At 39.3% G+C, this 25,789-nt stretch carries 27 protein-coding genes and 1 pseudogene; 11 read left to right on the forward strand and 17 right to left on the reverse strand.

All coding sequences use genetic code 11. The annotated features are described in order from the left end of the window. Positions 1-30 precede the first annotated feature (30 nt). Together V7161_RS20385 and V7161_RS20390 are read right to left on the reverse strand one after the other, a co-directional pair. Positions 31-1,611 (reverse strand): response regulator transcription factor, encoded by a 1,581-nt coding sequence (locus tag V7161_RS20385; RefSeq protein WP_335714712.1) that lies wholly within the window; start codon positions 1,609-1,611, stop codon positions 31-33. Continuing rightward, positions 1,608-3,425 (reverse strand): sensor histidine kinase, encoded by a 1,818-nt coding sequence (locus V7161_RS20390; RefSeq protein ID WP_335714713.1) that lies wholly within the window; start codon positions 3,423-3,425, stop codon positions 1,608-1,610. Before V7161_RS20390 ends, V7161_RS20385 begins: the two co-directional genes overlap by 4 nt. A gap of 233 nt (positions 3,426-3,658) precedes the next feature. Between V7161_RS20390 and V7161_RS20395 the strand changes: the two genes are divergently transcribed. The 3 genes from V7161_RS20395 (at position 3,659) to V7161_RS20405 (ending at position 6,968) form a co-directional block, all read left to right on the forward strand. Continuing rightward, positions 3,659-4,627, forward strand: coding sequence for a carbohydrate ABC transporter permease (locus tag V7161_RS20395; protein ID WP_335714714.1), 969 nt, complete (start codon positions 3,659-3,661; stop codon positions 4,625-4,627). After that, positions 4,627-5,454 carry a carbohydrate ABC transporter permease gene (locus V7161_RS20400; RefSeq protein ID WP_335714715.1) on the forward strand — a complete coding sequence of 276 codons (828 nt, stop codon included), beginning with the start codon at positions 4,627-4,629 and terminating at the stop codon, positions 5,452-5,454. The genes V7161_RS20395 and V7161_RS20400 overlap by 1 nt, the downstream gene beginning before the upstream one ends. A 215-nt stretch (positions 5,455-5,669) precedes the next feature. Then, positions 5,670-6,968, forward strand: coding sequence for an ABC transporter substrate-binding protein (locus V7161_RS20405; protein WP_335714716.1), 1,299 nt, complete (start codon positions 5,670-5,672; stop codon positions 6,966-6,968). Between the two features lie 95 nt (positions 6,969-7,063). On the opposite strand, the gene V7161_RS20410 is transcribed toward V7161_RS20405, so the two are convergent. The 6 genes and pseudogenes from V7161_RS20410 to V7161_RS20435 all read right to left on the reverse strand — a co-directional run bounded on the left by V7161_RS20410 (position 7,064) and on the right by V7161_RS20435 (position 13,306). Next, on the reverse strand, positions 7,064-8,449 hold the full coding sequence (locus V7161_RS20410; RefSeq protein ID WP_335714717.1) for a sigma-54 interaction domain-containing protein: 1,386 nt from the start codon (positions 8,447-8,449) through the stop codon (positions 7,064-7,066). A 96-nt stretch (positions 8,450-8,545) separates the two neighbouring features. Next, complete coding sequence (locus tag V7161_RS20415) at positions 8,546-9,331, reverse strand: 3-hydroxybutyrate dehydrogenase (protein WP_335714718.1); 786 nt, start codon at positions 9,329-9,331, stop codon at positions 8,546-8,548. Between the two features lie 18 nt (positions 9,332-9,349). Then, positions 9,350-10,003, reverse strand: coding sequence for a 3-oxoacid CoA-transferase subunit B (locus V7161_RS20420; protein ID WP_335714719.1), 654 nt, complete (start codon positions 10,001-10,003; stop codon positions 9,350-9,352). A gap of 15 nt (positions 10,004-10,018) precedes the next feature. Next, positions 10,019-10,720 (reverse strand): CoA transferase subunit A, encoded by a 702-nt coding sequence (locus V7161_RS20425; protein WP_335714720.1) that lies wholly within the window; start codon positions 10,718-10,720, stop codon positions 10,019-10,021. Positions 10,721-10,980: 260 nt separating this feature from the next. Then, a complete protein-coding gene (locus V7161_RS20430) occupies positions 10,981-12,417 on the reverse strand; it encodes a GntP family permease (RefSeq protein ID WP_335714721.1) in 1,437 nt (478 codons plus the stop codon). 499 nt (positions 12,418-12,916) lie between these two features. Continuing rightward, positions 12,917-13,306 (reverse strand): annotated as a pseudogene (locus V7161_RS20435) (globin). Positions 13,307-13,500: 194 nt separating this feature from the next. Here V7161_RS20435 and V7161_RS20440 point away from each other — a divergent pair. Together V7161_RS20440 and V7161_RS20445 are read left to right on the forward strand one after the other, a co-directional pair. Then, the gene (locus V7161_RS20440) at positions 13,501-13,848 is read left to right on the forward strand and encodes a DMT family transporter (RefSeq protein WP_335714722.1); all 348 of its coding nucleotides are present in this window, start codon (positions 13,501-13,503) and stop codon (positions 13,846-13,848) included. Position 13,849: 1 nt separating this feature from the next. After that, a complete protein-coding gene (locus tag V7161_RS20445) occupies positions 13,850-14,164 on the forward strand; it encodes a DMT family transporter (RefSeq protein WP_289986651.1) in 315 nt (104 codons plus the stop codon). Between the two features lie 56 nt (positions 14,165-14,220). Here V7161_RS20445 and V7161_RS20450 read toward each other — a convergent pair whose 3' ends face one another. The 3 genes from V7161_RS20450 to V7161_RS20460 all read right to left on the reverse strand — a co-directional run bounded on the left by V7161_RS20450 (position 14,221) and on the right by V7161_RS20460 (position 16,698). Further along, positions 14,221-15,657 carry a glycoside hydrolase family 1 protein gene (locus V7161_RS20450; protein WP_335714723.1) on the reverse strand — a complete coding sequence of 479 codons (1,437 nt, stop codon included), beginning with the start codon at positions 15,655-15,657 and terminating at the stop codon, positions 14,221-14,223. Between the two features lie 211 nt (positions 15,658-15,868). Continuing rightward, positions 15,869-16,096 (reverse strand): hypothetical protein, encoded by a 228-nt coding sequence (locus tag V7161_RS20455; RefSeq protein WP_335714724.1) that lies wholly within the window; start codon positions 16,094-16,096, stop codon positions 15,869-15,871. Positions 16,097-16,209: 113 nt separating this feature from the next. Next, positions 16,210-16,698, reverse strand: coding sequence for a hypothetical protein (locus tag V7161_RS20460; RefSeq protein ID WP_335714725.1), 489 nt, complete (start codon positions 16,696-16,698; stop codon positions 16,210-16,212). A gap of 243 nt (positions 16,699-16,941) precedes the next feature. Here V7161_RS20460 and V7161_RS20465 point away from each other — a divergent pair, with 243 nt between their 5' ends. Both V7161_RS20465 and V7161_RS20470 read left to right on the forward strand, forming a co-directional pair. Continuing rightward, positions 16,942-17,463, forward strand: a complete 522-nt coding sequence (locus V7161_RS20465) for a DinB family protein (RefSeq protein WP_335714726.1) — start codon at positions 16,942-16,944, stop codon at positions 17,461-17,463. A 222-nt stretch (positions 17,464-17,685) separates the two neighbouring features. After that, complete coding sequence (locus V7161_RS20470) at positions 17,686-18,114, forward strand: VOC family protein (protein ID WP_335714727.1); 429 nt, start codon at positions 17,686-17,688, stop codon at positions 18,112-18,114. Positions 18,115-18,160: 46 nt separating this feature from the next. Here V7161_RS20470 and V7161_RS20475 read toward each other — a convergent pair whose 3' ends face one another. Beyond that, positions 18,161-19,039 (reverse strand): LysR family transcriptional regulator, encoded by an 879-nt coding sequence (locus V7161_RS20475; RefSeq protein WP_335714728.1) that lies wholly within the window; start codon positions 19,037-19,039, stop codon positions 18,161-18,163. Positions 19,040-19,147: 108 nt separating this feature from the next. Here V7161_RS20475 and V7161_RS20480 point away from each other — a divergent pair, with 108 nt between their 5' ends. After that, complete coding sequence (locus V7161_RS20480; RefSeq protein ID WP_335714729.1) at positions 19,148-20,239, forward strand: citrate synthase/methylcitrate synthase; 1,092 nt, start codon at positions 19,148-19,150, stop codon at positions 20,237-20,239. Between the two features lie 439 nt (positions 20,240-20,678). Here V7161_RS20480 and V7161_RS20485 read toward each other — a convergent pair whose 3' ends face one another. The 4 genes from V7161_RS20485 to V7161_RS20500 all read right to left on the reverse strand — a co-directional run bounded on the left by V7161_RS20485 (position 20,679) and on the right by V7161_RS20500 (position 23,422). Further along, positions 20,679-21,185 carry a DUF6933 domain-containing protein gene (locus V7161_RS20485; protein WP_335714730.1) on the reverse strand — a complete coding sequence of 169 codons (507 nt, stop codon included), beginning with the start codon at positions 21,183-21,185 and terminating at the stop codon, positions 20,679-20,681. A 242-nt stretch (positions 21,186-21,427) separates the two neighbouring features. After that, positions 21,428-22,036 (reverse strand): exonuclease domain-containing protein, encoded by a 609-nt coding sequence (locus tag V7161_RS20490; protein ID WP_335714731.1) that lies wholly within the window; start codon positions 22,034-22,036, stop codon positions 21,428-21,430. A 98-nt stretch (positions 22,037-22,134) separates the two neighbouring features. Then, on the reverse strand, positions 22,135-22,701 hold the full coding sequence (locus V7161_RS20495) for a TetR/AcrR family transcriptional regulator (RefSeq protein ID WP_335714732.1): 567 nt from the start codon (positions 22,699-22,701) through the stop codon (positions 22,135-22,137). Between the two features lie 13 nt (positions 22,702-22,714). Beyond that, complete coding sequence (locus V7161_RS20500) at positions 22,715-23,422, reverse strand: MBL fold metallo-hydrolase (RefSeq protein WP_335714733.1); 708 nt, start codon at positions 23,420-23,422, stop codon at positions 22,715-22,717. A 179-nt stretch (positions 23,423-23,601) separates the two neighbouring features. Here V7161_RS20500 and V7161_RS20505 point away from each other — a divergent pair, with 179 nt between their 5' ends. Genes V7161_RS20505 through V7161_RS20515 form a run of 3 tightly spaced genes read left to right on the forward strand, consistent with a single transcriptional unit; the run spans position 23,602 to position 24,785 of the window. Beyond that, entirely contained in the window at positions 23,602-23,928 is a 327-nt protein-coding gene (locus V7161_RS20505; RefSeq protein ID WP_335714734.1) for an ArsR/SmtB family transcription factor, read from the forward strand. Beyond that, a complete protein-coding gene (locus tag V7161_RS20510; RefSeq protein ID WP_335714735.1) occupies positions 23,909-24,364 on the forward strand; it encodes an SRPBCC family protein in 456 nt (151 codons plus the stop codon). The genes V7161_RS20505 and V7161_RS20510 overlap by 20 nt, the downstream gene beginning before the upstream one ends. Before the next feature lie 31 nt (positions 24,365-24,395). Next, positions 24,396-24,785: an SRPBCC domain-containing protein gene (locus V7161_RS20515; RefSeq protein WP_335714736.1), complete on the forward strand. Its 390-nt coding sequence runs from the start codon at positions 24,396-24,398 to the stop codon at positions 24,783-24,785. Between the two features lie 46 nt (positions 24,786-24,831). Here the strand turns inward: V7161_RS20515 and V7161_RS20520 are convergent, their stop codons facing one another. Beyond that, the gene (locus tag V7161_RS20520; protein ID WP_335714737.1) at positions 24,832-25,785 is read right to left on the reverse strand and encodes a PDR/VanB family oxidoreductase; all 954 of its coding nucleotides are present in this window, start codon (positions 25,783-25,785) and stop codon (positions 24,832-24,834) included. Positions 25,786-25,789 lie beyond the last annotated feature (4 nt).

Consider the following 25,789-nt stretch of genomic DNA (forward strand, 5'->3'; position numbering starts at 1 on the left):
TTATTACCGATTTCTGCTCATTTTTAACTATTAATTAACATATTCTGCACGATATTCATTCGGTGTAACACCCACCACCTTTTTAAACACCTTACGAAAATATTTGTCATCCTGATAGCCAATCATGTTTGCAATTTCATAGATTTTTAACTGGCTATTTTTCAATAATGATTTTGCTTTTTCCATCCGGATTTTAACGATATAGTCCGAGATGTTTACATTAAATTCTTGCTTGAATTTTCTCGAAATATACTCACGACTGATATAAAAATGCTCTGAAATCTCCTGTAGTTTTACTTCCCGATCAAAGTTTGCCTGCAGGTACTTTTCGATGTCATAAATAATGTTACTATTTTTTTGTTGCGTGATTCTTTTGACTTTTTTCAAGAAAACAGAAATCTCCCGTTTCTTTCTTTCAATATATTCGTTTAATTGGAACGTACCGTTTTTGTCAAAAAACAAATCAACTCGTTTATCAATATTGTCTGCCGCTTTAAAAGGAAGGCTATAAGTCTTAAACCATTTGCGGCTGATGACTAAATATTCGTTTTCAAAATGCAGCAATTGATTTAATGATAAATATCCGTTCTCTGTATAGTCGTTGACGATTTGATTGATTACATCATCAAACGCCTCAATTTCACCAGCTTGTACAGCTAGTTCTATATTAGAAGAATACGCCATAAGATTCCGTAAAGTATCAGGCTGCAAAACATCCTGCCGATAGACTCTTTTTGTTTTATCTAAAATATTACTATTTAATAAAACCTGCTTTGCATGCTGATGGGAATCAATCAATTTGAAACTTTTATTAACTGGCTTTCCGATTGCAATTGGACAAGAAATATCCATGGCACTCTTTATCGCTTTATAGATCTGAGCTAAAAGCTGGTCTATCAGATCAAACTTGTTCCAGAAGATGATCACGATTTCACCCTTATTAGATAAGTATCTGAAACCAATCCCACATTCATTTCCCATCACTATTTCATTAATAACATTTAGGATGGTAAAATAGGCCAAGTCACGATCCCCTTGAAATTTCTCAATGGTCTTTCCGTTAATTCGGACCAGGGCGACCGTATAATTTTGCGACAAGTGAAAGCCAAATTCTTCATACAAATTATCTTTCATGCTTTCGCTGTTCAAAAGCTGTGTTAGCTTACGATCCCGATAAACTGGTTTCATTTCATTGATTAATTGAGAACTGCTTTCCTTTTTCTTCCGCTCTGCTTCTTCTTTTTTCCATTCCTTTACCGCTTTCTCCAGTGTCTGATTTAAGATTTCTGGATCAATTGGTTTTAATAAATAGTCCATACTTCCAAAATGAATCGCTTTTCTCATATAGTGGTAATCATCGTAACCAGTGACAACAATTGTTTTACTATTTGGCTGATTGACATTTATCCATTCCAACAGCTGGGTACCTTCCATTTTAGGCATTTTCATATCGGAAAAAATAATCTCAGGCTTAATCGTTTTAATTAGCTGTATCGCTTCTTCTCCATTCCCCGCCTCATAAATTTCGTTAATCCCATTCTGTTCCCATTCCCCCAGCAGCTTAATACCATCACGCACATGTTTTTCATCATCAACGATTAAGACCTTCATGAATACTCCACCTCTTTTGGCATTACCTTTGGAATCTCGATGGTAACTGTAAAACCATTATCTTCATTGCCGCAAACGTCCATTTTGGCTTGATTATTGTAATAAATTTGCAAGCGATCATAAATATTTTTCAACCCAATTGTTTCTCTATTTTTTTCTTCATTTGATACACCTTGGAACAATTCCTCACGAATATTATTTAACTGCTCATCCGTTACTCCGATTCCATTATCCTTTACACTAATGAAAACCATCTCACCTTTTAGATTTGCCTCAATATGAATAAATGCTTTCTCAACCTTCTGGTCAAATCCATGCTTAAAACAGTTTTCGACAATTGGCTGCAAAATCATTTTCGGAACAAGAACTTCTTCAACTTCTTTTTGGACATTTATGGTAAACTCAAGCTGCTCGTCAAATCGTTGTTTTTGTAATAATAAATAAGATTTTACATGTTTAAGCTCTGAAGTGAACGGTACGATATCTTCCTTCATATTCATACTGTACCTCATGATTGTGGACAATGAGGTTAGTAAGGAATAAACAGGGGCAGCCTTTAATTTTAGCGCCAATGTACCAATAGACTGAAAAGCATTATATAAAAAGTGAGGATTAATTTGTGATTGCAGCACCCTCAATTGGGAGGATTTATTTTCGATTTCCAACTTATATTCACGTTCAATAAGTTCATTGATTTTAGCAATCATTAATTTAAAGTGTCTTCCCAACATGCCAATTTCGTCGTTCCCCAATGATCCAAAATCAGCTTCAAACTCACCTTTCTCCACTTTTTTCATATTAGCAATCAATACTTTAATCGGCGCCGTGAGTCTGAATGAAATAAACAAAGTAGCCATTAACACAATCAGGAGTGTAATGATGGCAATTAAAATATTCGTAAATGCAGTTTGTCTGGCACTTTGATAGAGTACATTGTAAGGAATTCGTTTCACAATATACCAATTCTTAAATGAATTAGAAAAATCCTGATAGACGATTACGCCGGAGAAGTGATTATCCTGCCATTCCAGACTTTTCCCCGCCTTTGGCTCCTTCTTCACCTGGGTATACCATTTTTCTTTATTTTCCCTTCCTATTTCATCCTTATTGGAAGAGTAAATAACAACGCCTTTGTCATTCATAATATAAAGGTCTTCTATGTCGTCTGTATATAATCGGCCGGCAATATTGCTTATTTTTGAAAGATTAATATCGATCGATAGAAAGCCTAAAAACTTGTCCGAAGGGACGTCTCTTAGGATATTATGAAAGCTTAAAACATCCACCTTTTGGGAACTAGGGATGACAGATATATTGTTATAGCTATAAATTTCATGCGGCGGCTCAATCACTGAAAAGCTGTTCAACCGATTTAATCGGGCATAATAAGGGTGAGAAAAGATATGTTCATATGTCCCCCGGCCGCTTATTGTAGAATGGTAGTTGGTATAAGAATCTTTTTCCTTATCGATGTAAAGATGCATTTGTTCAATTTCAGGCCTTGAATTAAATAAATAAGCCATAGCTCTGCGTACTTCTTCCTGATTATAAGTTAAGTCCCGTGAAACTCCATCTCGCATTACATTCATAAAAGGAGTGTAGCGATAAAGAACAGTCGACATTTGCGCAACATCTTCTAAATAAGTAGATAGTTCTTGTTCTCCCTTTACAATTAGGTCATGATTGGTGGATACGAATCGCTCATTAAGCGACTTTGTCGTTTGATAGTATGTAATCGCATTGGCTGTTCCGAAAGGGAGAATAATGACAGCCATTAACGTAATGATAAGCTTTTTTCGGATACCCCAATGCATAATTCATTCGTTAGTTCCATGCTGAAACTAACTTCCTCCCTTGCAGGTTGTTTTTAAAAATACCCTATAAAAATATTTTCCCTCATTTTAGCATACTTCTACTGTCCCTTTCATAGTAGAATTTTTTACTCATACTCGGTTGGACTGTTCAATATTTTCCACCCTACTGGTCAATGTAAGCCGTTTCATATTTTTATGAAATCCCTAAAATGAAATTATGGGAGGTGCAGTCAGTGAATAACGAGAGTAAGTTGGAAAACGTAGAAAGTGCAGCTTTTAAAAGTCAAACAAACACGAAAACCGCAGAATCAATTTCATTCACTAGCAAGAAAAAGCTGAAAGATGCAGGATTATTTACTCTATTTGTAGGTCCAGCCTTTTTAGCTTTTGCCCTTATTGTCTTAATCCCTTTCTTTACAGGTATTTACTATGCCTTTACTGACTGGAACGGGATCACTGGTGACATCAAATGGGTCGGATTTGATAATTTTAAATACTTATTTACTGAGGACAAACAGTTTCAGCAGTCCTTCCTGCTTACAACAAAATATACAGTTGTTGCTATTATTTTAACGAATATGATTGGATTTGGCTTAGCGTTACTAGTTACGCAAATGTTAAAGACCAGAAACATCTTAAGGACCGTTTTCTTCATGCCAAATATGGTTGGCGGTCTTTTATTAGGATTCATCTGGCAGTTTATTTTTGTAAAAGGATTTGCTTCTCTCGGACAGTTGACAGGAATTCCATTTTTCGAGCTGGCATGGTTAGGAGATGCCAATACAGCATTTTGGGGAATCGTTATTGTCAGTGTGTGGCAGGGTGCAGGTTATATCATGATCATCTATATTGCCGCCTTGCAAAATGTCCCGCAGGAATTAATTGAAGCAGCGAAAATTGATGGAGCAAATAGGTGGCAGATTCTCCGCCATATCACGATGCCCTTGGTTGCACCAGCCGTTACAATTTGTTTATTTTTAACAACCGCTTCATCCTTTAAGATTTTTGACGCGAACCTTTCATTAACAAACGGGGGTCCGTTCAAATCGACTGAAATGTTAGCACTTAACATTTATACAGAAGCCTTCGTCAATAACCGCTACGGTATTGGTGAAGCAAAGGCATTAATTTTCTTCATCGTCGTTGCAGCGATTACCGTGCTTCAAGTAACGATTTCGAAGAAGAGGGAGGTTGAATCATAATGATAAACAAGTATACCGGCAAGACATTTATCGGCGAAATCTTTGCTATCCTGCTTGGACTTGTCTTTCTCATTCCGTTTTATTATTTGATTTCAAACTCCTTAAAACCATTTGCAGAAATATTATCGAATACATCAGCATTGCCAAAGGTGTTGATGCTCGACAACTATATTAATGCTTTTGAAAAATTAGATTACCTAAGAGTATTTACGAATTCTCTTATTATTACCGTTATAAGTAATGTCGTTCTTGTTATCTTTTGTTCTATGGCAGCATATATGCTGGTCCGAACAAAAAGGAAAATCAGCAATGTGATTTTCATGACTTTTGTTGCAGCGATGATTATTCCCTTTCAATCGATTATGATTCCGCTTATCAAAACAGCCGGTAACTTTGGGATGCTCAACAGCATCTGGGGACTTGTCATCATGTACTTAGGTTTTGGATCAGGGATGACCATCTTCTTGTATCACGGTTTTATCAAAGGAATCCCGGTAGAACTGGAAGAAGCAGCGATTATCGACGGTTGTACAAGGTTTGGCGTGTTCTGGAGAATCGTTTTTCCACTATTAAAACCAATTACCGTAACGATCATCATCCTAAACAGTTTATGGATTTGGAATGATTACTTATTACCATCACTGGTCCTTCAGGATCCAGGATTAAGAACGATTCCATTAGCCACCTTCTTCTTCTTTGGCCAGTACACCAAGCAATGGGATCTAGCGCTGGCAGCACTTGTTCTTGGCATCATACCTTTGTTAATTTTCTTCTTTTCCATGCAAAAACACATTATCAAGGGAATTACAAGCGGCTCAATCAAGTAATAAGAAAAGCGGAAGCGCCTTGACCAGGGGCGACAGGCATAAGACGAGCAGGCGAGAAGGTTGCTCTTTAACCTTCTTGACTGATTGGCTTATGACCCCGAGCCCCTAGGCGCTGTAGCTAGACAGTTTTTTTAGTAGGAACAACCTCTGCTGCCTGAACCTCAGGCAGTAGAGATATTATAAAAAATAAAATTCATTTTTCGGAGGGAAACCAAATGGCTTTCAAAAAATATTCGATTGCAGCGGGGATTTTATCAGCATCACTTCTTTTAGGGGCATGCGGCAATTCTGACAGTGCATCCGGAACGAAAAAAGACAGCGGCAGCAAGGATGGAAAAGTAGTTGTTGATATCTTTAACGGTAAGGTTGAAATCGCCGATCAATTGAAAGCGTTAACAGATAAGTATACAAAAGAGCATCCAAATGTAACGTTTAATATTGAATCAGTAGGAGGCGGCGCAGATGGTGCGGCAGCTCTAAAAGCAAAGTTCGCCTCTAACAAAGCACCTGATATTTTCGGAAACGGCGGTTATCAAGAAGCACAAACTTGGAAGGACAAATTCGAAGATCTTTCTGATCAGCCATGGGTTAAAGATGCTTATCCAGATGCCTTAAAACCAATGACGATCGACGGAAAAATTTACGGCCAGCCTGTAAACATGGAAGGTTATGGATTCGCGTATAACAAAAAGCTATTTGAAAAAGCAGGAATTACAGAACTTCCAAAAACTTATTCAGAGCTGGAAGCTGCTTCTAAAAAGCTTAAAGCTGCAGGTATCACTCCTTTCTCTGTCGGTTATGCAGAGTGGTGGGTTTTAGCGAACCATGGACTGAACGTTCCTTTTGCTTACGAGCAAGCTGATGACGAAAACTTCATTCCTGGGTTAAACGAAGGTAAATCTAAAATTGAAGGCAACAAATACTTTGAAGACTACTTCAAACTTATTGATTTAACGGTGAAATACGGTAACAAGAATCCATTAACAACAGACTATAATACAGAAGTTACTCAATTTGCTAACGGTGAAACAGCCATGATCCAACAAGGTAACTGGATTCAGCCAATGCTTGATAAATTAAACCCTGGCATGGAAGTTGGTTTCATTCCTCTTGCTCTTACAGATGATGCTGCTCAAGCAGATAAGCTAATGGCTGACGTGCCAACTAACTGGGTTGTTTACAACAAAGCACCTGATGCTGACAAGAAAGCAGCAAAAGATTTCTTAAATTGGATGGTTTCATCTGAAGAAGGTAAATCGGCATTAGTTAAAGAATTCAAATATATCCCTGCCTTTAAAACAATTGAAGCAAAAGCAGAAGATATTGGACCTCTAGGCGCAGATATTCAGAAATATTCTAAAGACGGTAAGACTTACTCTTGGCAATTCATGAAATATCCTGATGGTGCAGGTCAAGAATTCGGTGCAACCCTTCAAGCCTATGTGGGCGGCCAAAAGTCTAAAGAAGAAGCAATGAAAGCTTTAGATGCAACATGGGCTAAACTGAAAAAGTAATTGGTGTCAGGCACCATAAAAAGACAAACGTCCACCACATAAGGACACTTCTTAAAAATGTGAAAAGGCTCTTCACTTCGAGTGAGGAGCCTTTTCTATATTCCGTACAATTTGCATTTTTCATAAAAGCTTGTTTTGCCTATTTCTAAAAGCTTTGCTGCCTCTAGCTTATTACCGTCTGTAACTGCTAAGGCATGGAGAATCGCTTGTTTTTCAACTAACGCCAATGTTTCCTTCAATGGCTTTACCGAAATATCGGGCTTTTGTTGTGGCTGGATATAGTGATCTACTTCAAGGTCGCGGAGATAAAGCGGCAGATGATGTATCTCAATGGTTTCTCCATCTAAAACATTGATGGCCCGCTCCAGGACATTCTCCAACTCACGGATATTACCTGGCCACTTATGCTTTTGTAATCTATCGATTACATCTGCAGACAGCACTGTGCTTTGCCGGTGGAATCTCTTTCCAAGCTTTGTTAACAAGCTTTTAGCAATGAACGGGATATCTTCCGTTCGCTTTTTCAGCGGTGGAATTTCGATTTTTATTACATTTAAACGATAATATAAATCCTGCCGAAATGTTCCTTCTTGTACCATTTTGTCTAAATCTCTATGGGTAGCGGCAATCACCCGGACATCAACCGGAATGGATTTTTGTCCGCCTATTCGCTGGACTTCTTTTTCCTGTAATACGCGAAGGAGCTTACTCTGCATCGAAAGAGGCATATCACCGATTTCATCAAGAAAAATCGTCCCATGGTGGGCCGCTTGAAATTGTCCCTTTTTGCCTCCTTTTTTGGCCCCAGTAAAAGCCCCTTCTTCATATCCGAATAATTCAGATTCTAAAAGGTGCTCTGGAATCGAAGCACAATTTATTGGAACAAATGGAAAGGCGGAGCGGCTGCTGCCATTATGAATGGCATGCGCAAACAATTCCTTGCCTGTACCTGATTCTCCCAGTAATAAAACGGATGAATGACTGCTGGATATTCTTTCAGCTAGTTTTTTTGAAGCTAAAAATGCTGGACTGTTTCCTATTAAATCTGCAAAGTTATATTTACTTTCTTTTTCGAATCGATTTTTATAATATTTCAGTTCTTCAACAAGTGACTGGATTTTGGATTGATATTGCCGCCATTCTTCGGGGTTGCGAAACATCACCGTTCCCAGCGCCCCGACTAATTCCCCTTCGACGACAAGCGGGAAGCGGTTCGCAATCATTTCACTTCCATTAATCCGCTGTACCGCCGCCAACTCAGCCTGCCCTGTTTTCGCAACGATATGCATACGGGTGTTTTCAATTACTTCATTAACATGCTTTCCTATCGCATTTTCTACGGTAGTTCCAATAAATTCACAATAGGCGGCATTTATATATTTGATAATCCCTTGACTATCCACAATGACAATTCGTTCTGCTGCAAGATTAATAACTTCCTCAAGCCAATTATGGGGAATTTGCTCAATTCCTACCTTCATTCACATTCTCACCTTTTTGATAGTGTTAATTCTATTATAGCAAAAGACTTGCCAGAAACTTTCAAAAAATAAGAAAAGAACCCGGTATAGGTTCTTCTATTGAACAGTATATCCTCCATCAAGTACCACAGCTTGCCCGGTAACTCCCCTTGCTTTTTCACTTGCTAAAAAGACAGCATAGTCGGCAATTTCCGAAACGGATAATAGCCTTTTTTGCGGGACCAGCGGGTAAATGACTTCTTCTATGACTCTCTCAAATGGGACATTTCTTGTTTTCGCCAGGTCTTGCAGCTGGTTTTGAACAAGCGGTGTATCGACATAGCCAGGACAAAGGGCATTGACGGTTATCCCATGCTCAGCGCCTTCTAATGCTGCCACTTTTGTTAAGCCGATCACTCCATGTTTCGCACTGTTATATGCCGCCTTACCTGCAAAACCAATCAGACCGTTTATGGACGCCATATTGATGATTCTTCCATATCCCTGTTTCTTCATGAGCGGAAAAACATTCTTGATGCCGATAAACGGTGCTGTCAGCATTACACCCACCAACAGCTTAAACTTTTCTGTCGGGAATTCCTCAATAGGTGAAACGTATTGAAGACCGGCATTATTGATTAAAATATCGATACTTCCAAAAGATTGATAGGCTTTATCGATACTATTTTTATAGGCATCTTCATCCGTTACATCACAGGGTGCAGATAGGGCAATATATCCTTGACTGTTCAACTCATCTGCTACTTTATGACATAATTCCTTATTCAAATCTGAAATTACCACTCTTGCTCCTTCTTCTGCAAAAGCTTTTGCAATTTCCAGCCCAATGCCGCTTGCAGAACCGGTTATAAAGGCGGTTTTTCCATCTAATAGCTTCCCCATTTCGTGCACTCTCCCTGGTTATTGTTGGTTTGACATCAGCTGAGGGCTTACACTAAAACCTGCTTCCGTTTTTTCCTGCACTTCTTTTATCGTGGTTCCTTCCTGCAATTCCGTTAACACCATTCCGTCTTCATTGAAATCAAATACGGCTAAATCGGTAATAAGGCGATGGACAACCTTTTGACCAGTCAAAGGAAGTGTACATTCCTTCTTTATTTTTGATTCACCATATTTATTTACATGTTCCATAATTACAACTACCCTCTTCGCTCCATTGACAAGATCCATGGCGCCACCCATGCCTTTTATCATTTTCCCTGGTATCATCCAGTTGGCGAGATCCCCTTTTTCTGATACCTCCATGCCGCCTAGAATGGCTAAATCAATATGGCCGCCGCGGATCATCGCAAAGGATTCGGCACTATCAAAATAAGAAGCTCCCTGTACCGCAGTTACTGTTTCTTTTCCTGCGTTAATTAAATCTGGATCGACATGTTCTTCGTCCGGATAGGGTCCTATACCTAATAAGCCATTTTCTGATTGCAGTAAAACACTGTATTCCGGCGGGATTTCATTGGCCAGCAGTGTCGGCATCCCAATTCCTAAATTAACATTCATGCCATCCTCAATTTCCTGCACTGCCCGTCTAATAATTTTATGGCGAACGTCCATTAAAGATTCTCCTCTCTATGCTTGAATAACCGTCCTTCTTTCAATTCTCTTTTCGTATAATTCCCCTGCCAGCACACGTTGGACATAAATGCTCGGTGTATGAATATGGTCGGGATTGAGCTCACCAGCACCGACGATTTCTTCTACCTCTGCAATGGTTACCTTTCCAGCCATTGCAGCTAGCGGATTAAAATTTCTTGCCGTTTTGTCGTACACTAAATTCCCTAACCGATCCCCTTTCCAAGCCTTCACTAGTGCAAAGTCACCAACAATCGCTTTTTCAAGAAGATAGGTTTTGCCGTCAAAGTCTTTAAGTTCCTTTCCATCAGCAATAGGTGTTCCGACTCCTGTAGCCGTATAAAACCCAGGGATGCCGGCACCGCCTGCACGGATACGTTCAGCGAGTGTACCTTGGGGCACAAGTTCCACCTCTAATTCCCCGCTTAAAAATTGACGTTCGAAAATCTTGTTTTCCCCTACATAGGAAGAAATCATTTTTTTAATTTGCTTATTGGCAAGTAATAGACCGAGGCCCCAATCATCGACACCACAGTTATTGCTCACTATGGTCAGGTCCTTAACACCTTTATCTCTTAAAGCTAAAATTGCCTTTTCCGGTATCCCGCAAAGACCGAACCCGCCTACAATGATGGTGGCTCCGTCATGAATATCATCGATAGCTTTTTCAAATGAATCAATTACTTTTCCCTTACTCATTCCGTCATCCCCCTTTTATAGATTTGGCTGTGTTAAAGGCAATTGTTGATATTGACACCCTGTTGATTGTAGTGGAAGGCGCGAAGACTCCTGCGGGAGTACGGGGCTGGGGAGACCCCACAGGCGCAAAAGCGCCGAGGAGGCTCCCCGGCACGCCCGCGAACCACACGCGCCTGGAGCGGAAATCAACAGACAAGTTTAACACAGCCATAGATTTAAACTTTCGAAACAAGCGGCTGCTTATTTCGAAAGTTTTTAATTTAGACAATGCCTGTTAAAGAATAAACGGCAATGATAAAGAATACTGCCAGTGTTTTGATAATCGTAACAGCAAAAATATCCCGATAGGACTGACGATGTGTAAGTCCCGTTACAGCAAGTAATGTAATAACCGCTCCGTTGTGCGGAAGGGTATCCATACCGCCGGACGCCATTGAAATTACTCGGTGCATAACTTCAGGCGGAATATTTGCTGCTGCAATTGCTTGATTATATTTTTCAGCCATCGCACTTAAGGCAATTCCCATTCCCCCTGAGGCAGAACCAGTAATCCCTGCAAGTGTAGATGTAGTAACAGCTCCATTTACGAGCGGGTTTGTAAAGGTATTCGAAATCCCGTCACTGATAGCTGTAAATCCTGGCAACGCCGCGATGACACCACCGAAGCCATATTCTGCACCCGTATTCATCGTAGCAAGCAAGGAACCACCGATACTTGTGTTCAGTCCCTCTTTAAAGTTTTGCGTGACCCGCTTCCAGTCAAATAAAATAGTAGAAATAATACCAACCACTAATGCCATTTCAACGGCCCAAATCGCCGCTACCGCTCCTACATCGACAACACCAAAAGCCTTTAAACCAATCTGGGAAAAATCAAATCCGTTTGGATACCATTTCGGTATATTTGTAACAAAAACTTTGTTCATAACCCCTACAAGAATAAGCGGAACAAACGCTAATATTTGTCTTGCTGCTGACTGCTCCGTTGAGAAGTTGGCTGCAGGTTCTTCTTTTTTAGCGAGATTTTCAGCGGCAGATGCCGTTTCAGTACCAAATCCGAAATAGCCCTCTCCAGCTTTTTCGGCCTTTTTCCTTCTGGATTCTAAGTATAAAAGTCCAAGTACCAAGACGAATACTCCGCCAATAATCCCTAACAATGGTGCAGCATAAATGTCCGTTTTAAAGAAGGCAATCGGAATAACGTTTTGAATTTGCGGCGTACCCGGCAAAGCATCCATTGTAAAGGTAAAGGCACCTAACGCAATCGTTCCCGGAATTAACCTTTTTGGAATATCCGCTTCCCTGAAAAGATGCGCAGCAAATGGGAAAACAGCAAAGACGACAACAAACAAGCTTACGCCGCTATACGTTAATATCGCTCCTAATAACACAATCGTTAAGATGGCTCGTTTCGCGCCAAGCAGCTTCACGATTGTTTTAGCGATGGACTCTGCCAGCCCTGACATTTCAACGACCTTTCCAAAAATAGCTCCTAATAAAAAGACAGGAAAATAGTTTTTAATAAATCCGACCATTTTCTCCATAAAAACACTCGAAAAGAATGGCAATACATAACTTGGTTCGGTTAATAAAACCGCAAATAGTGCGCAGATAGGTGCAAATAAGATTACAGAAAAACCTCTGTAGGCAACAAACATTAATAGGCCTAAGGCCAAGAGTATAACGATTAAATCCATGAAAATCCCCCTTGTTCAATTTTTACAGAAAGCGGTTACAAAAAATTTCAATCCTCCTTAACGAAAATTCCCCTTGCACTAGTATTTCATTGCAAGTTCTGTGCCATTTTTATAATAATTTGAAAATTGAGGTTTTTGGTAATATCGCGGGTGGTGGATTTCCGTTTTTGCGGAAAGAAGTTAGTTTGCGGATTCCGGAAATCGGGAAAATTCCGTTTTTACGGAATTAAAGGACGTCAATTTTTAGAGGGCTCCAACAATGAGTTAAACTTTCTACAAATTGTTAATGGTATTCTACAATTTTCAGAGGATATTCTACAATTTTCAGATGGTATTCTACAAATTCCAGTGGACTTTCTTCAATTGATTGGAATTTCTACAAATTTGAGAGAGTATTCTACAAAATATAATAGATATTCTACAATTTTTATAAAGTATTCTACAATATTAAATTACTCCACGTCATAAATAAAACATGTCCAGTTAATCTGAACATGTTTCATTTATCCGGACTATTTACCATAATTCCGGCTACTTGAGTTAAGCGGTCATAAAAAGCTACACCTGCTGGGTTTTGATCAAGGCCAATTTCCTCAAAGGCTTCCTTCATACAGCGAAGCCAGCATTGTGCCCTTCTAGGCGTCACCTCAAATGGCAAATGACGTTATCTCATCGCCGGCGGGCCAAATTCCTGGCTGTAAAGAGCCGGTCCCCCTAAGAATTGCGGCAGGAACATCCGCTGCTTTCGCTTGATTTCTTCCATATCCCCTTCAAATAACGGTCTTAATTCCGGATCAGCATATACCCGTGGATAAAAAGCATTGACAAGCTGATCGATTGTTTCTTGTCCGCCGATTTCACTATAAAGAGTTTTAAATGCGTATTCCAATTTCCATCACCATCCCTTTTGATGTATTTCTTATTTCCATAATTATAATCGTAAAAATATAGGTCTTTTGTGATATAAATCACGCTTTATTCCCGGATTGAAATTATTTTTTTAGATAGATATGGTATTCTAAAGTAGGTTAAACCTCAAAATAAATTAACTTGAAGAAGAGAGTCCTCAAGAGGTGGGTTTTATTGAATAAAGCATGGATATATGTAGCATTAACTTGTTTATTTGAATTAATGTGGGTATACGGCTTCAATGTTGCCGATAGCTGGTGGCAGTGGGCAATCATTATTGGAATTATATTAATTGATTTTCATTTTCTGCCCAAAGCATGCCAAAGCCTCCCCACTGGCACTGTTTATGCTATTTTTTCAGGAGTAGGAACCATTGGAACAGTTTTAATGGATGTCTTCCTTTTTGATCAGAGTTTTAGCGGTGCGAAACTTCTGTTTGTTGCTATTATCATTTTGGGCGTGATTGGCTTAAACCTTGCTGATAATCAGCAGGAAAAAGCAGCTTTAAAGGGGTCGGCCTAATATGGGCTGGATATTGGTGGTTTTAGCGGCCACATGCGAGATTATCGGTGCGGCAGGGCTAAAATTATATAGTAAACGGAAATCCATTCGCAATGGAATCCTCTATATAGGAGGCTTTGGTGCTTCTTTTGGTTTCTTGTATAAATCCTTCCACTATTTACAAGTAAGTATCGCCTATTCGGTATGGATAGGAATTGGAACGGCCGGTGCTGTTGCTGTTAACATGTTTCTTTTTGGAGAATCAAAGAGCTTAGGACGTGTAATAAGTGTTATGATGATTATCATTGGTGTCATAGGGTTAAGAGCACTTTCCTAAATAATTAAAAAGAGCCTGCCTTTTACGGAATACCGTTTAGGCAGGCTTTTTCAATTTTATAATTGTTCTCCATTTGAAGCAATAACGTCTTTATACCAGAAGAAGGACTTTTTCTTCTTCCGCTCTAATGTACCGCTGCCGTCATCGTGTTTATCAACATATATGAGACCATAACGCTTTGAGAACTCTCCTGTTGACATACTTACTAAGTCAATACACCCCCAACATGTATACCCCATCAGATTGACACCATCTTCAACTGCTTCTCTCATTGCCTTGATGTGGTCACGCATATACTCAATGCGATAGTCGTCGTTAATAGTTCCATCTTCCTCAACATTGTCATACGCACCTAGTCCATTTTCTACAACAAATAGTGGTACTTGATATCTGTCATATAATTCGTTTAATGAAATACGCAAACCAATCGGGTCAATTTCCCATCCCCAGTCACTTGCTTTTAGAAAACAATTTTTCACCCCGGATAGAATATTTCCCTGTGCTGCTTCTTCTTCGGTTTTTTCCTTTTTCTCTGTTACTGACATATAGTAGCTGAAGCCAATATAATCAACAGTTCCTTGCTTAATTAACTCCAAATCCCCATCTTGAAGTTCTAACTCAATATTATGCTCCTTAAAATAGCGCTTGATAAAAGCAGGATACTCCCCCCGTACCTGGACATCTGCACAATAAAAATTATGCAGATGGTTCTTTTTAAGAGCATACATCACATTTTCAGGATTGCAATCGTAAGGATATACCGGGGCGTACAAAATCATACAGCCGATTTTAGCATCTGGCATTATTTCATGACATCGCTTTACTGCAATACTGCTTGCAACGAACTGATGATGGTAAGCTTGGAAAGTAGGTTGATATTTGTCTTCCTCTTTGTGTATAGCAAAACCAAGTCCCATTATCGGGAAGTGCAAGCCGCTGTTTATTTCATTAAATGTCATCCAATATTTCACTTTACCTTTATAACGATTGAAAATTGCTTCTACATACCTTTCAAAGAAGGACACAACCTGACGATTTCTCCAGCCGCCATATTCTGTTACAAGGTTAACCGGCATTTCATAATGGGAAATTGTCACAACTGGTTCAATTTCATGTTTGTACAATTCATCAAAGACACGATCATAAAAAGCAAGACCATCTTCGTTAGGAGTTAATTCATCTCCATTCGGGAAAATCCTTGTCCACGCAATAGACATACGGTATACTTTAAAGCCCATTTCTGCGAACAATGCTATATCATCCTTATAACGGTGATAAAAGTCAATAGCTTCATGGTTCGGGTAGCTGTACCTTTCTCTATCAATTTTAAAATCAAAACCTGGTGACAATAAGATTTTTAGTCGCTCTTTCCCACCGGGGAGAACATCGGCAATATTCATTCCTTTGTTTCCTTCATAAAACCCACCTTCCACTTGATTGGCAGCCGTAGCACCCCCCCATAAAAATCCTTCTGGGAATCTTTTGTTTTCCATTTCACTTCACCTCATAAAATTGTATATGCGGGGGACAATATCTTTCCTGAACCACAGGTTTAATCACCTTTTTTAGGAAGATCTTAATAAAAAAAACCTAAAACTAATGATAAGTGCATTAGTCTTAGGTTTTGCTGATTGAATAGTAACAATCCTATTTATAAAAGATTGATAAAAAAAAATATAAGCACCTTTTAGAAAAGCAAGCAATTTATTTTTTCGTCCAGTAGGCTAATCCGAACAAAATTAAAGAAAGGACTCCTATCCATCTAAACAATCCCTCTGTATCACCTGCAAACATGGCAATGCTTGGTAATAAAAGGGCAATTCCGCTCCACAAAAAGGCTTTCCAGGATTTTTTCAAAATACCCAAAATAAACAGCAGAATAGATGCACCGATCAATAGCCAATAAACAATTCCCACTAAGAAGAAATTCAACTTTCTCCCCCCTGTTACATTATCTATTTGTCTATTTATCGTATGCACGGTTGATTATGGATGAGATCTCCTAAAAAAATAAAACACCACAAGTAAATTTGTGGTGTTGCTACTTATGAAAATATCCTTTGCAGAAGCGATTTAGGTTTATTTTGCAATTTTTCAATTGATCCTTGGAATATGTACATTAAGACTGATTTTGCCATAAATAAAAGGCTCATTTGATAATGCTTCAATCGAACGAGCGATACTATTCCCAGTTTTCGTAAAAAATGCATCCCCAAAAATGAAAATAGGACATCTGTTATTAGATTCACTATTAAATATCGAAAAAAGTTACCAAAGGTCCATTTGAAAATCCATAATGAACCCACAAAGAATGGTCCAACAATAAAAGGAATTTCTCCCATTACACCGGGAATCAATTTATCGGTGAACCGCCACCAGATTCTTTTTTTAGCTAAAATACTTTCAACCGTTACCCATACCCCCATGAAAAGTGCACCTGGAAAAAAGCGTTTAATTGTCCGCTTTCCTAAAAAGGGCACGGACAGCCATGGTAGTATCATTAAAACGAGCAGCAACATCTTATTATGTTTCATCTAAGGCCATTCCTTTTTTCTTTTTAATATGCACAAATTGGAAGAATATTATTTATCATTTATTGAGAAAATATCCTTTCTGAATTTCTGATTATTTTTTTGAAAAATAGAACAATTTAGAATAAAGGGAGATGGCAAAAATGGGGCAAACGGGGACAGGGATGGCATTCCATTAATTCAATTTACATGAAAATTATGGTAGGATTGAGATGTAATTGTGAAAAATAGAGGGGAGAGAATGATATGCTTCAACGTCCAAATGTAAGTGAGTATCCTGAGTATTATGTTCCTTATGTAAATTCAGTTCCTGGAGCTGATCTATTGACACTTTTAAAAGAAAATCTTGTAAAGGTTATGGAACTTTTTGAGAATTTCTCGGAAGTGGATGCAGAATTTCGCTATGCCCCTGGAAAATGGAGTATCAAAGAAGTTCTCGGTCATATGACTGATACGGAAAGAATTATGAGCTATCGATTGCTGCGAATTGGCCGCGGGGATCAAACAGCTTTAGCTGGCTTTGACGAAAATGATTATGTTGCAGGTTCGCAAATCAACAAACTGCCTGTTAAAAATATCCTTGATGACTTTATTGCAACAAGAAAAGCAACAATCACACTGATTGAGAATATGCCGGAAGAGGCATGGGGCAATATTGGATTCGCTAATAACACAGAGGTCACTGCCCGGGCTGTCGCCTTCATCATTGCCGGACATGAAATCCACCATCGAAGAATTATTAATGATAGATACATAGCCGCTCTTTAATGGGTTAAATATTTGAGCATGTGCGTAACTTATTGCGCGCATGCTTTTTTTAAAAAAATTTTCCTTTTTAGCCAAAAATTTATTTACGAACAAACGTTCTTTGTTATATAATTGAAATATCGGTAATAATGAGATGAGGGCCTGCTGTTAATCAGGCTGCCTAATCACTATGTTATCGTGCATAGTAATAAAAAAATACATATGGGCCAAGGAGAGATTTATATGACAGTAAAATTGATTCCTTATTTAGTAATGAACGGAAATGCAAAAGAAGCAATCCAGTTTTACCAAAATGCATTAGATGCACAAGTTCTATTTAGTCAATCTTTCGGAGAAATGCCGGAAAATCCTGAATTTCCACTTCCAGCTGAAGCAAAGGATCTTGTAAGTCACGCCACAATCAAAATTGGTGAAAGTGAGCTAATGTTGTCTGATACCTTCCCTGGCCAACCTCATCAAAGCGGAAATCAAGTAACCATCTGTATTTCTACAAACGACGCAGAGAAATCCCACAAATTTTTTAATGCATTAGAAGATGGCGGTCAAGTGGGCATGCCGCTTCAAGAAACTTTCTTTAGTCCTGCATATGGCAGCGTAACAGATAAGTTTGGCGTAAACTTCCAAATTTTCACTGAAGGCCAGCATCAATAATTATTACGGTCCTGTCCTCCATTGAAGGACAGGGCCGTTTTTTCTATTATAGACGGTAGTTGGAGATGAATTTAAGAAATTCTTTTTGTTTGGAATGTTCGTACTTCATGATGGCATATGTGTTCGCTTCAGGCAAATGGATGGTGTGGCAATCCACTTCCAGCAGACTCCCCTCTAATAACTCCCTTCTTACAGTTGATGTCGGCAGGAAAGATACTCCCAATCCCTCAATGATAAACCGTTTCGTAATATGGACTTGAGACACTTTCATCATTCGAACATAGGGATATTTACTTTTTACTTCTCTCGATAGACTTTCCCAATAGCCCGGATGATTATGGGTTAATAAATAATTCGATGATAAAACCTCTTCCTCATCTAGGGGTGGGGCTGTTTCAGCATCTCTGCCGTCGTGTGGGGCAACAAATATGACTCTATCTTTATATAATAATTCACAAATTAAATCTTGATTTGTGCTATTAAGACATGACAGGCCCAGGTCAACTTCTTCATTTAACACTGCTTGTTCGATTTCTGTAGATTCTATTATTTTCACCGTAATCTCAACTTCAGGATGCTGCTTCGTATAGCTTTTTAAAACATATGGCAGGATGGTATCTGCAATCAGCGGTGAAATGGCCAGTGTTAATTGAGATGTATATCCCTGGGTAAAAGAGTGTAAATCCTCCAGTCCGCCTTGATAAACCTCTAGCAATCGCTTAGCGTGAACCAAATACCTCTTCCCCGCTTCCGTCAGCTTTATCTTTTTGCCCTCCCGATCAAACAAAAGTATCCCTAACTCTTTTTCTAGTTGCTTAATATGAACCGTTACAGAGGGTTGTGAGATATACAGAATTTCTGATGCTCTTCGAAAATTTCCGCACTCGGCAGCTGTTATAAAGGTGTTAAGCCAGTCAAATTCCATTTCCCCACCTCTGATTAATTTTATTAATCAATTAGTTTAATAATATTCAATACTCTTAATCAAGCTAATTCTATAAAATAATACTAAATAAGGAAAGGGGCGAATTTCATGAATGTTCAAAAGGGGTTAAAAGGAATTGTCGCTGCAGAAACACTGATCGGTCATGTGGACGGAGAAAACGGGGAATTAATTTATCGGGGATATGAAATCAGAGAACTAACAAAAAGCTATTCTTTTGAAGAGGTTGCTTATCTTCTCTGGTACGGTTATTTGCCGGATGAGGGCCAATTACAGGGGTTGAAAGACGAGTTGAAACGCAATCGTGAGCTGCCGGAGTATCTGATAAAAATTATTGATTTGCTTCCGCCTAGCATGGATATGATGAGTGTTATTCGAACGGTTATTTCTGCTGAAGGGGGTAATTCCGAATATGAGGGGATAGCGACCATTTCACACGCAATTCGGCTAACTTCCCTCGTTCCCACCATTATCGCCTATCGGAAAAGCCAAATAGAAGGCAGATTATTTGAACATCCTCGGGATGATTTAGATCATGTTTCAAATTACCTTTATATGCTTACAGGAGAGGTTCCACTGGAGGCACATGTGGAGGCACTTGAATCGTATATGCTCCTGACACTTGAGCATGGGATGAATGCATCTACCTTTTCAGCTAGGGTTACGGTATCTACTGAATCAGATATCGTGTCAGGGGTGACATCTGCCATCGGTACGATGAAAGGACCGCTACATGGCGGAGCGCCATCAGGAGTAATTGATCTGCTTAATGAAATTGCCCTTGCCGGGGATGCTGAAAAAGTTATTAGGGAAAAAATTATGCGTGGAGAAAAATTGATGGGTTTTGGCCATAGAGTATATAAAACCCGTGATCCAAGAGCCATCGCTTTAAAGACGAAACTGCTGGAACTAGTTGGTGAGGATGAGTGGCTTGATCTTGCGATGAAGGTTGAAGAAGTTGCCATAAGAGTATTAGAGGAGTTGAAACCAGGCCGCTCTCTTTATACCAACGTAGAATTCTATGCGGCTGCCATTATGAAAGCACTAGAAATGGAACCTGAATTATTCACCCCAACCTTTACCGCAAGCCGCATGGTCGGCTGGACCGCCCACATCCTGGAACAAGCAGAAAACAACACCATCTTTCGGCCGCAATCGAAGTATATTGGTGTATTGAAATAGTGTGGTGTTTAATGGGGTGTCAGGCACCGCGCGTGGACAAATTCGCCTTTTTGTCCTCGGCAGACGAACACGAATATATTAATTATAATTTTAAATTTGGAGTGTGGGTATCCACGCTCTTTTTTGTCTTTTTCTAGCTTTAATATTTTGGGATTTTTATAATTCGCCGATAAAATCGAGAATTCGCCGATATAGTGGTGAAATTCGCCGATAAAATCGAGAATTCGCCGATAAACTCTAAAAATTCGCTGATAAAAATTTCAGATTGGCTTTTAAGCTATATTTGATCCCTAATTCAGGGTAATATTACTCTAAATTAGCGCTTGAAATCGAATTTCATGACATATAATTCTTTCAAACTTTTAACTTTTACAGGTAAATGTTAATTTTCCTCAGAAAAAAAGCCTCTTTCCAAATATTAAATGTGAAATTATTGTTTTTAAACTTCCTTTTGAATATATTCTCTAAACAGATTAATTGGTCTAGCATAATTTGTTGGTGAATAAATAAGACCATTATTAAATTTGTTTAAATCAATAGGATTTTTCGCCATAATGTCTTTACCTGTTGGATAAATATGTTGCATCATTTTGACCATTTCCACCATGGCTCCAACAACACTTCGGTTATGCGTTTTAGTGAAAACAATCTCGTTTTCTTGTTTTATAAATTTTTCGATACTTACTGCATCGAGTCCTTCTGACCTAAGGTTCTCAGCTAAATGACGGGTTAACAATTCGCCAATATTAGAAAGCTCTTTCTTTTTTACTCCAGGAATAACCAGACTATAAAGAGTTAAATCATTAACGAGAATTAAACACTGATAACGGCCAATTTTAAATAGATTCATATGCCACGCATTCAGGTCATTGGATAACTCCACATCACTTCTCGCCTGAACCTGTAATTCTTTTAAAACCTTCTGCGTCGCTCCAATTACAAACACTACTCCACCCACTTTTTCTCTTTTTAAATCATCATTTCCATTATTGACGATATATTAAAATAATAAAACAATTAATGGTGTCAGGCACCACCCATGGACAAGCCGGCCAATTTGTACGCCCTGGGTGGACGAATATTAATCTTAATAGGAGCCAATACCAATATTTTCACTTTTAAGTCTGTGCTTTGTAATTAGCCAAATCTAAATACACAAAAAAACTAATCAAAAATTTGATTAGTTCTTCATCCCATTTTAGTACGCGAAGATGCAGGCTGGTATTTTCTCATCGGACCAGAATCAAGCACTTCTTGCAAATAGAGATTCCCATTTGGACTGGATTTCTTAAGCAACTCCATTAGATATGTAATATCGTCCATTGCTCTATGTGTCTGATAGTTTGTTATATCATGTGCTTCTAAAAGAGTCAGAAGTTTGCCATTTGGGAAACCGTAGCTTTTCCAAGGGACATTTCTCATCGTACAATACCACTTCAAATCATTGACTTCCGGATACATGTGGAATAGAAAGCTGCGGTCGAAGGAAGCGTTATGAGCAAAAACAGAATCAGCGCGATGGAAGTAGGTTTTGATTTTCCCATCTTGGAAGCTCTTCCCCTTTACCATTTCGTAAGGAATTCCATGGACTCTATAGGCGCGGTCATAATTTCTCAGGGCTGTATTCTTAAGAGGCTCTCTTAAAAAGGAGTCCTCCTCAATAATTTCGATGATCTCACCGGTATCCGTTCGATATGAAAAGAGTTTTAAAGCGAGTTCAATTACTTCATCAGTTGTTGGCCCTAAACCAGTTGTCTCAACATCTAGTATCAAACCAAATTTCTCTTGTTTCAGCAATTCGATCATTCCTTAATATCATGTTTCTCCTATTATATCAGAGCTTATCCTGCTATCCTATCTCCAAAAAGTCCCTTTATGAATTGTCCTCATACTTTTTAGGCAGTCATCCCTTTTAAAAATGCCCTAATTACCAAAAACAAGCTCTCATCCAAATCTAACGCCATTTTAAAACCGCCCTTTTGCTCTAAAGACGAAAATCCATGTAATATACTCCGAAGGCCTCTTACGGCATGTAAAGCTTGGTCTCCTTTCAGCTCAAACGCCTGTAAGACCCTTACTGTCAGCTCAACGATTTTCGCCCCAGCTTGCTGTACCTCCGTGTCTTCCGGATCTGGTGCCATTAAAGTAGCTTCATATATTCCAGGATGCTGCCTGGCAAAATGGACATAAGCCTTACTTAAATCAAGGACCGCATCGGTGCCTGACACCCCAATGGCAGCAACGGCTAATTCTTTGTAAAGTTTTTCAATTCCATAAATCGCTAAATTCTTACGTAAACCACCCAGGCCATCAAAGTGATTGTACAATGATGGCGGGCGAATATTGAGTTTTTTTGCCAGGTTCGCCAAAGTTACTTCCTGCATACCGGATTGGTCCGCGAGTTCCCCTGCTGCTTCTAGAATATACGTTAATTCGAGTCCAATTTTAGGTCTGGGTGACATCAAAAATGCTCCTTTACTTCAATTTCTGCTCAAAATTGATTATTGCTTGTTCCATGATCCCAACAGGGTTCTCCACCATTTCTCCGTGGCCAACGGCAAGTAAACTTGGTTCAGCCCCTACTAATTTCTTTGCACTCATTAGAGCTGTCTTTTTACTCCATGTTCCAAATGCCGGAAATGGAAACAATGGCTTGATATCCCCTGCCACAGCGATGCCTCCCCTAGTTTGAAAGGCATCACCAGCAATTAAAGCTTTAGTACGGTTGTCTACAAAGGACATAGAACCTGGCGTGTGACCTGGTGAGGCAATTGCCGTCAAAGAGCCGACTTGGTCGCCCTCATTCAAAACAATAGTGGCTCTTGTTTTTAGCTTTTTCGGAACGCCGCCTTTAATCGGGGTTTGGTCTTCATGCTGATCGAGAGAACGGTCGCCGCTCATTAATCTGTTATCTCTTGCTGAAATATAAACAGGTGCTTCTGGGAGGGTTTCTTTTATTAAATCTAACGCCCCTACATGGTCCTCGTGAGCATGGGTCAACACGATTTTCGTAATCGGTTTTCCAATTCTTTCAGCTGCCTGCAAAATCCCCTTTGCACAAAAGCCAAGCGCTGCATCAACCAAAGTTAAACCGTCCTCTTCCTCAACCAAGTAGCAGTTCACTGGAAACACTTTGGCCATAAACGTCATTTGATATAAAAATCCCTTTTTAATCATTCTCATTATAACCCATCTCCCTTTAACTAATATCATTAGTTTTATTTTAACTAACATCATTAGTTTTATCAAGTAATTTTGGAAAAAATTTAATTTATATATATTAAGTATTTTCCAAAAGATACTAATATGAAAAAACCATTAATTAAGTTGACACTTAATTAAGTGTCAACTAAAATAATATCATGATTGAAAAAGTCCTTCATGCATTAGCAGAACCTAGACGCAGAGATATTCTTTATCTCGTTCGTGATGGAGAGCTTACCTCCAGCGCGATAGCCTCACATTTTGAAATATCAGCTCCCGCAGTTTCACAGCATCTCAAAGTTCTAGAACAATCCGGCCTTGTAGTCGTCCGGAGAGACGGAACAAAACGGTACTATGGGATCAGAAGGGATGGTTTTGCTGAATTAAAGCAATACATTGACCGTTTTTGGGATGATAGTTTACTTCGCCTGAAAGAAGCTGCAGAAGAAGAAGAAAGGAGAAGAAATGGCACAAACAAACAGTGAAATCATCGTAAAAGAAATCTTTATTGAAGCACATCCGGAGACCTTATTTTCGTTCTTTACCGACGCTGATAAAATGGTCCGCTGGATGGGCAGACAAATCCTGCTTGAGCCAAAGATTGGCGGTAAGTATCGGATAGATGTCAATGGCAGCGATATTGCCATGGGAGAATATGTGGAAATTGTACCTTATGAAAAAATCGTCATGTCCTGGGGCTGGGAAAAATCAAAGATTGTTCCCCCAGGCTCTAGTAAAGTGGAATTCCGTTTAACTCCGAAGGAGAATGGGACGAACTTAGTCTTAACGCATTACGACTTGCCGGCTTCAGAAATCCCATCCCATCAGCAAGGCTGGTCTCACTACATGCCTCGCATAAAGGAAATTGCAGAAGGCAGAGACCCTGGCGTTGACCCATGGACCGAACTGGCTATGCATTAGTTTAATAGAATAAAATTGGAGGAATATAAAAATGGGAAATACCATTCATCAAGAAGTGGAATTCAATGCACGTCCTGAACGAATTTATGAAATTTTGACTGATTCTAAACAGTTCAGTGAAGTTACAGGCGGAGCGCCAACTGATATTAACGCAGAGGATGGCGGTACGTTCTCTTGTTTCGGCGGGATGATTTTAGGAAGAAACATTGAACTTGTTCCGGGTGTTCGCGTCGTTCAAGCATGGCGTGTAATGAACTGGCCAGAAGGCTTATATTCAATCGCCAAGTTCGAACTTACAGAACAAGGATCAAAGACTAAGTTGGTTTTTGACCATGTCGGTTTCCCAGAAGCGGAAGTCGAGCATCTTGCAGCAGGCTGGGGAGCGAATTATTGGAGTCCAATTGAAAAATATTTAGGATAGATTTGTAAAAATCACATTATTTCGTCGGGGAAATAATGTGATTTTTTTAAATTTCAATCATCAATTTCTCTGATTTTGCTCTAGAAACACATGATAAGATCACATTTTGGGCATTTCTTTGTTTTTCACTCAAAAAAGAATCGTAGTGATCAACCTCTCCTTCAACCACCTTCAGCTCGCACGTCCCGCATCGGCCGACTCGGCAAGAATAAGGAGCCTTGATTCCCGCCTCAAGCAGCGCATCCAACAGAGACTTTTCCTTTAAAACCTTTACTGTCATCCCGTTTGAAACTTGAACCTGAAAACAATTAGCCTTTTTAGGCCGCGGCGGTGTAAAGTGCTCGTAGTGAACATTCGAACGTGGGTAACCCTTTTGAAGAGCAAACTCCTTAAAACTAGATATAAAGGCCTCTGGTCCGCAAAAATATACATGGGTCCCAATCTTATGTTCCAGAAGAGAATCAACACTAAGTCGCTCTGCCTCCACTCCCTGTGAAAAATAAAACTTACATTGCCCCGGGTAATTTTGCTGCAAAAAGTCGTAGAATGCACAAAGCTCCTTTGATTTTGCCACGTAATGCAGTTCAAAGGAATCCCCTAATTCAGCCATCATTGATAAAAATGGAGTAATACCAATTCCTGCCGCATAAAAAACATGATGCTTTGCCTTAAAGCTCAATGGAAAATGATTTTTGGGATAACTAATATGCAGCCTGTCCCCGACTTTTACCTGCTGATGCCAATAAGAAGAACCGCCTGCTGATGTGTCATTAAGATGAATGGCAATTTGGTAGAACAAACGATTATCCGGATGGCTTGTTAAGGAATAATGCCTCTTGAGTAAACCAAAGCTTCCGTCTATATAGGTAGTAATATGTGCCCCTCCGCTAAAAGCCGGCAGTTCCTCCCCGTCGATATGAACCAGTATAAAACTTTTTACATTCCGGGCTTCCTGATGAATTTCTTTTACCACTACAGGTATTGTTTTTTCCTGATCCATTCTA

Source organism: Neobacillus drentensis (assembly GCF_036965425.1).
GTDB lineage: Bacteria > Bacillota > Bacilli > Bacillales > Cytobacillaceae > Neobacillus > Neobacillus drentensis_F.

Bases quoted from the DNA above. Each gene is read 5' to 3' on its own strand.
- V7161_RS20385 (WP_335714712.1), bottom strand. From the start codon at position 1,611: ATGAAGGTCTTAATCGTTGATGATGAAAAACATGTGCGTGATGGTATT.
- V7161_RS20390 (WP_335714713.1), bottom strand. From the start codon at position 3,425: ATGCATTGGGGTATCCGAAAAAAGCTTATCATTACGTTAATGGCTGTC.
- V7161_RS20400 (WP_335714715.1), top strand. From the start codon at position 4,627: ATGATAAACAAGTATACCGGCAAGACATTTATCGGCGAAATCTTTGCT.
- V7161_RS20405 (WP_335714716.1), top strand. From the start codon at position 5,670: ATGGCTTTCAAAAAATATTCGATTGCAGCGGGGATTTTATCAGCATCA.
- V7161_RS20410 (WP_335714717.1), bottom strand. From the start codon at position 8,449: ATGAAGGTAGGAATTGAGCAAATTCCCCATAATTGGCTTGAGGAAGTT.
- V7161_RS20415 (WP_335714718.1), bottom strand. From the start codon at position 9,331: ATGGGGAAGCTATTAGATGGAAAAACCGCCTTTATAACCGGTTCTGCA.
- V7161_RS20420 (WP_335714719.1), bottom strand. From the start codon at position 10,003: ATGGACGTTCGCCATAAAATTATTAGACGGGCAGTGCAGGAAATTGAG.
- V7161_RS20425 (WP_335714720.1), bottom strand. From the start codon at position 10,720: ATGAGTAAGGGAAAAGTAATTGATTCATTTGAAAAAGCTATCGATGAT.
- V7161_RS20430 (WP_335714721.1), bottom strand. From the start codon at position 12,417: ATGGATTTAATCGTTATACTCTTGGCCTTAGGCCTATTAATGTTTGTT.
- V7161_RS20445 (WP_289986651.1), top strand. From the start codon at position 13,850: ATGGGCTGGATATTGGTGGTTTTAGCGGCCACATGCGAGATTATCGGT.
- V7161_RS20450 (WP_335714723.1), bottom strand. From the start codon at position 15,657: ATGGAAAACAAAAGATTCCCAGAAGGATTTTTATGGGGGGGTGCTACG.
- V7161_RS20460 (WP_335714725.1), bottom strand. From the start codon at position 16,698: ATGAAACATAATAAGATGTTGCTGCTCGTTTTAATGATACTACCATGG.
- V7161_RS20465 (WP_335714726.1), top strand. From the start codon at position 16,942: ATGCTTCAACGTCCAAATGTAAGTGAGTATCCTGAGTATTATGTTCCT.
- V7161_RS20470 (WP_335714727.1), top strand. From the start codon at position 17,686: ATGACAGTAAAATTGATTCCTTATTTAGTAATGAACGGAAATGCAAAA.
- V7161_RS20475 (WP_335714728.1), bottom strand. From the start codon at position 19,039: ATGGAATTTGACTGGCTTAACACCTTTATAACAGCTGCCGAGTGCGGA.
- V7161_RS20480 (WP_335714729.1), top strand. From the start codon at position 19,148: ATGAATGTTCAAAAGGGGTTAAAAGGAATTGTCGCTGCAGAAACACTG.
- V7161_RS20495 (WP_335714732.1), bottom strand. From the start codon at position 22,701: ATGTCACCCAGACCTAAAATTGGACTCGAATTAACGTATATTCTAGAA.
- V7161_RS20500 (WP_335714733.1), bottom strand. From the start codon at position 23,422: ATGAGAATGATTAAAAAGGGATTTTTATATCAAATGACGTTTATGGCC.
- V7161_RS20505 (WP_335714734.1), top strand. From the start codon at position 23,602: ATGATTGAAAAAGTCCTTCATGCATTAGCAGAACCTAGACGCAGAGAT.
- V7161_RS20510 (WP_335714735.1), top strand. From the start codon at position 23,909: ATGGCACAAACAAACAGTGAAATCATCGTAAAAGAAATCTTTATTGAA.
- V7161_RS20515 (WP_335714736.1), top strand. From the start codon at position 24,396: ATGGGAAATACCATTCATCAAGAAGTGGAATTCAATGCACGTCCTGAA.
- V7161_RS20520 (WP_335714737.1), bottom strand. From the start codon at position 25,785: ATGGATCAGGAAAAAACAATACCTGTAGTGGTAAAAGAAATTCATCAG.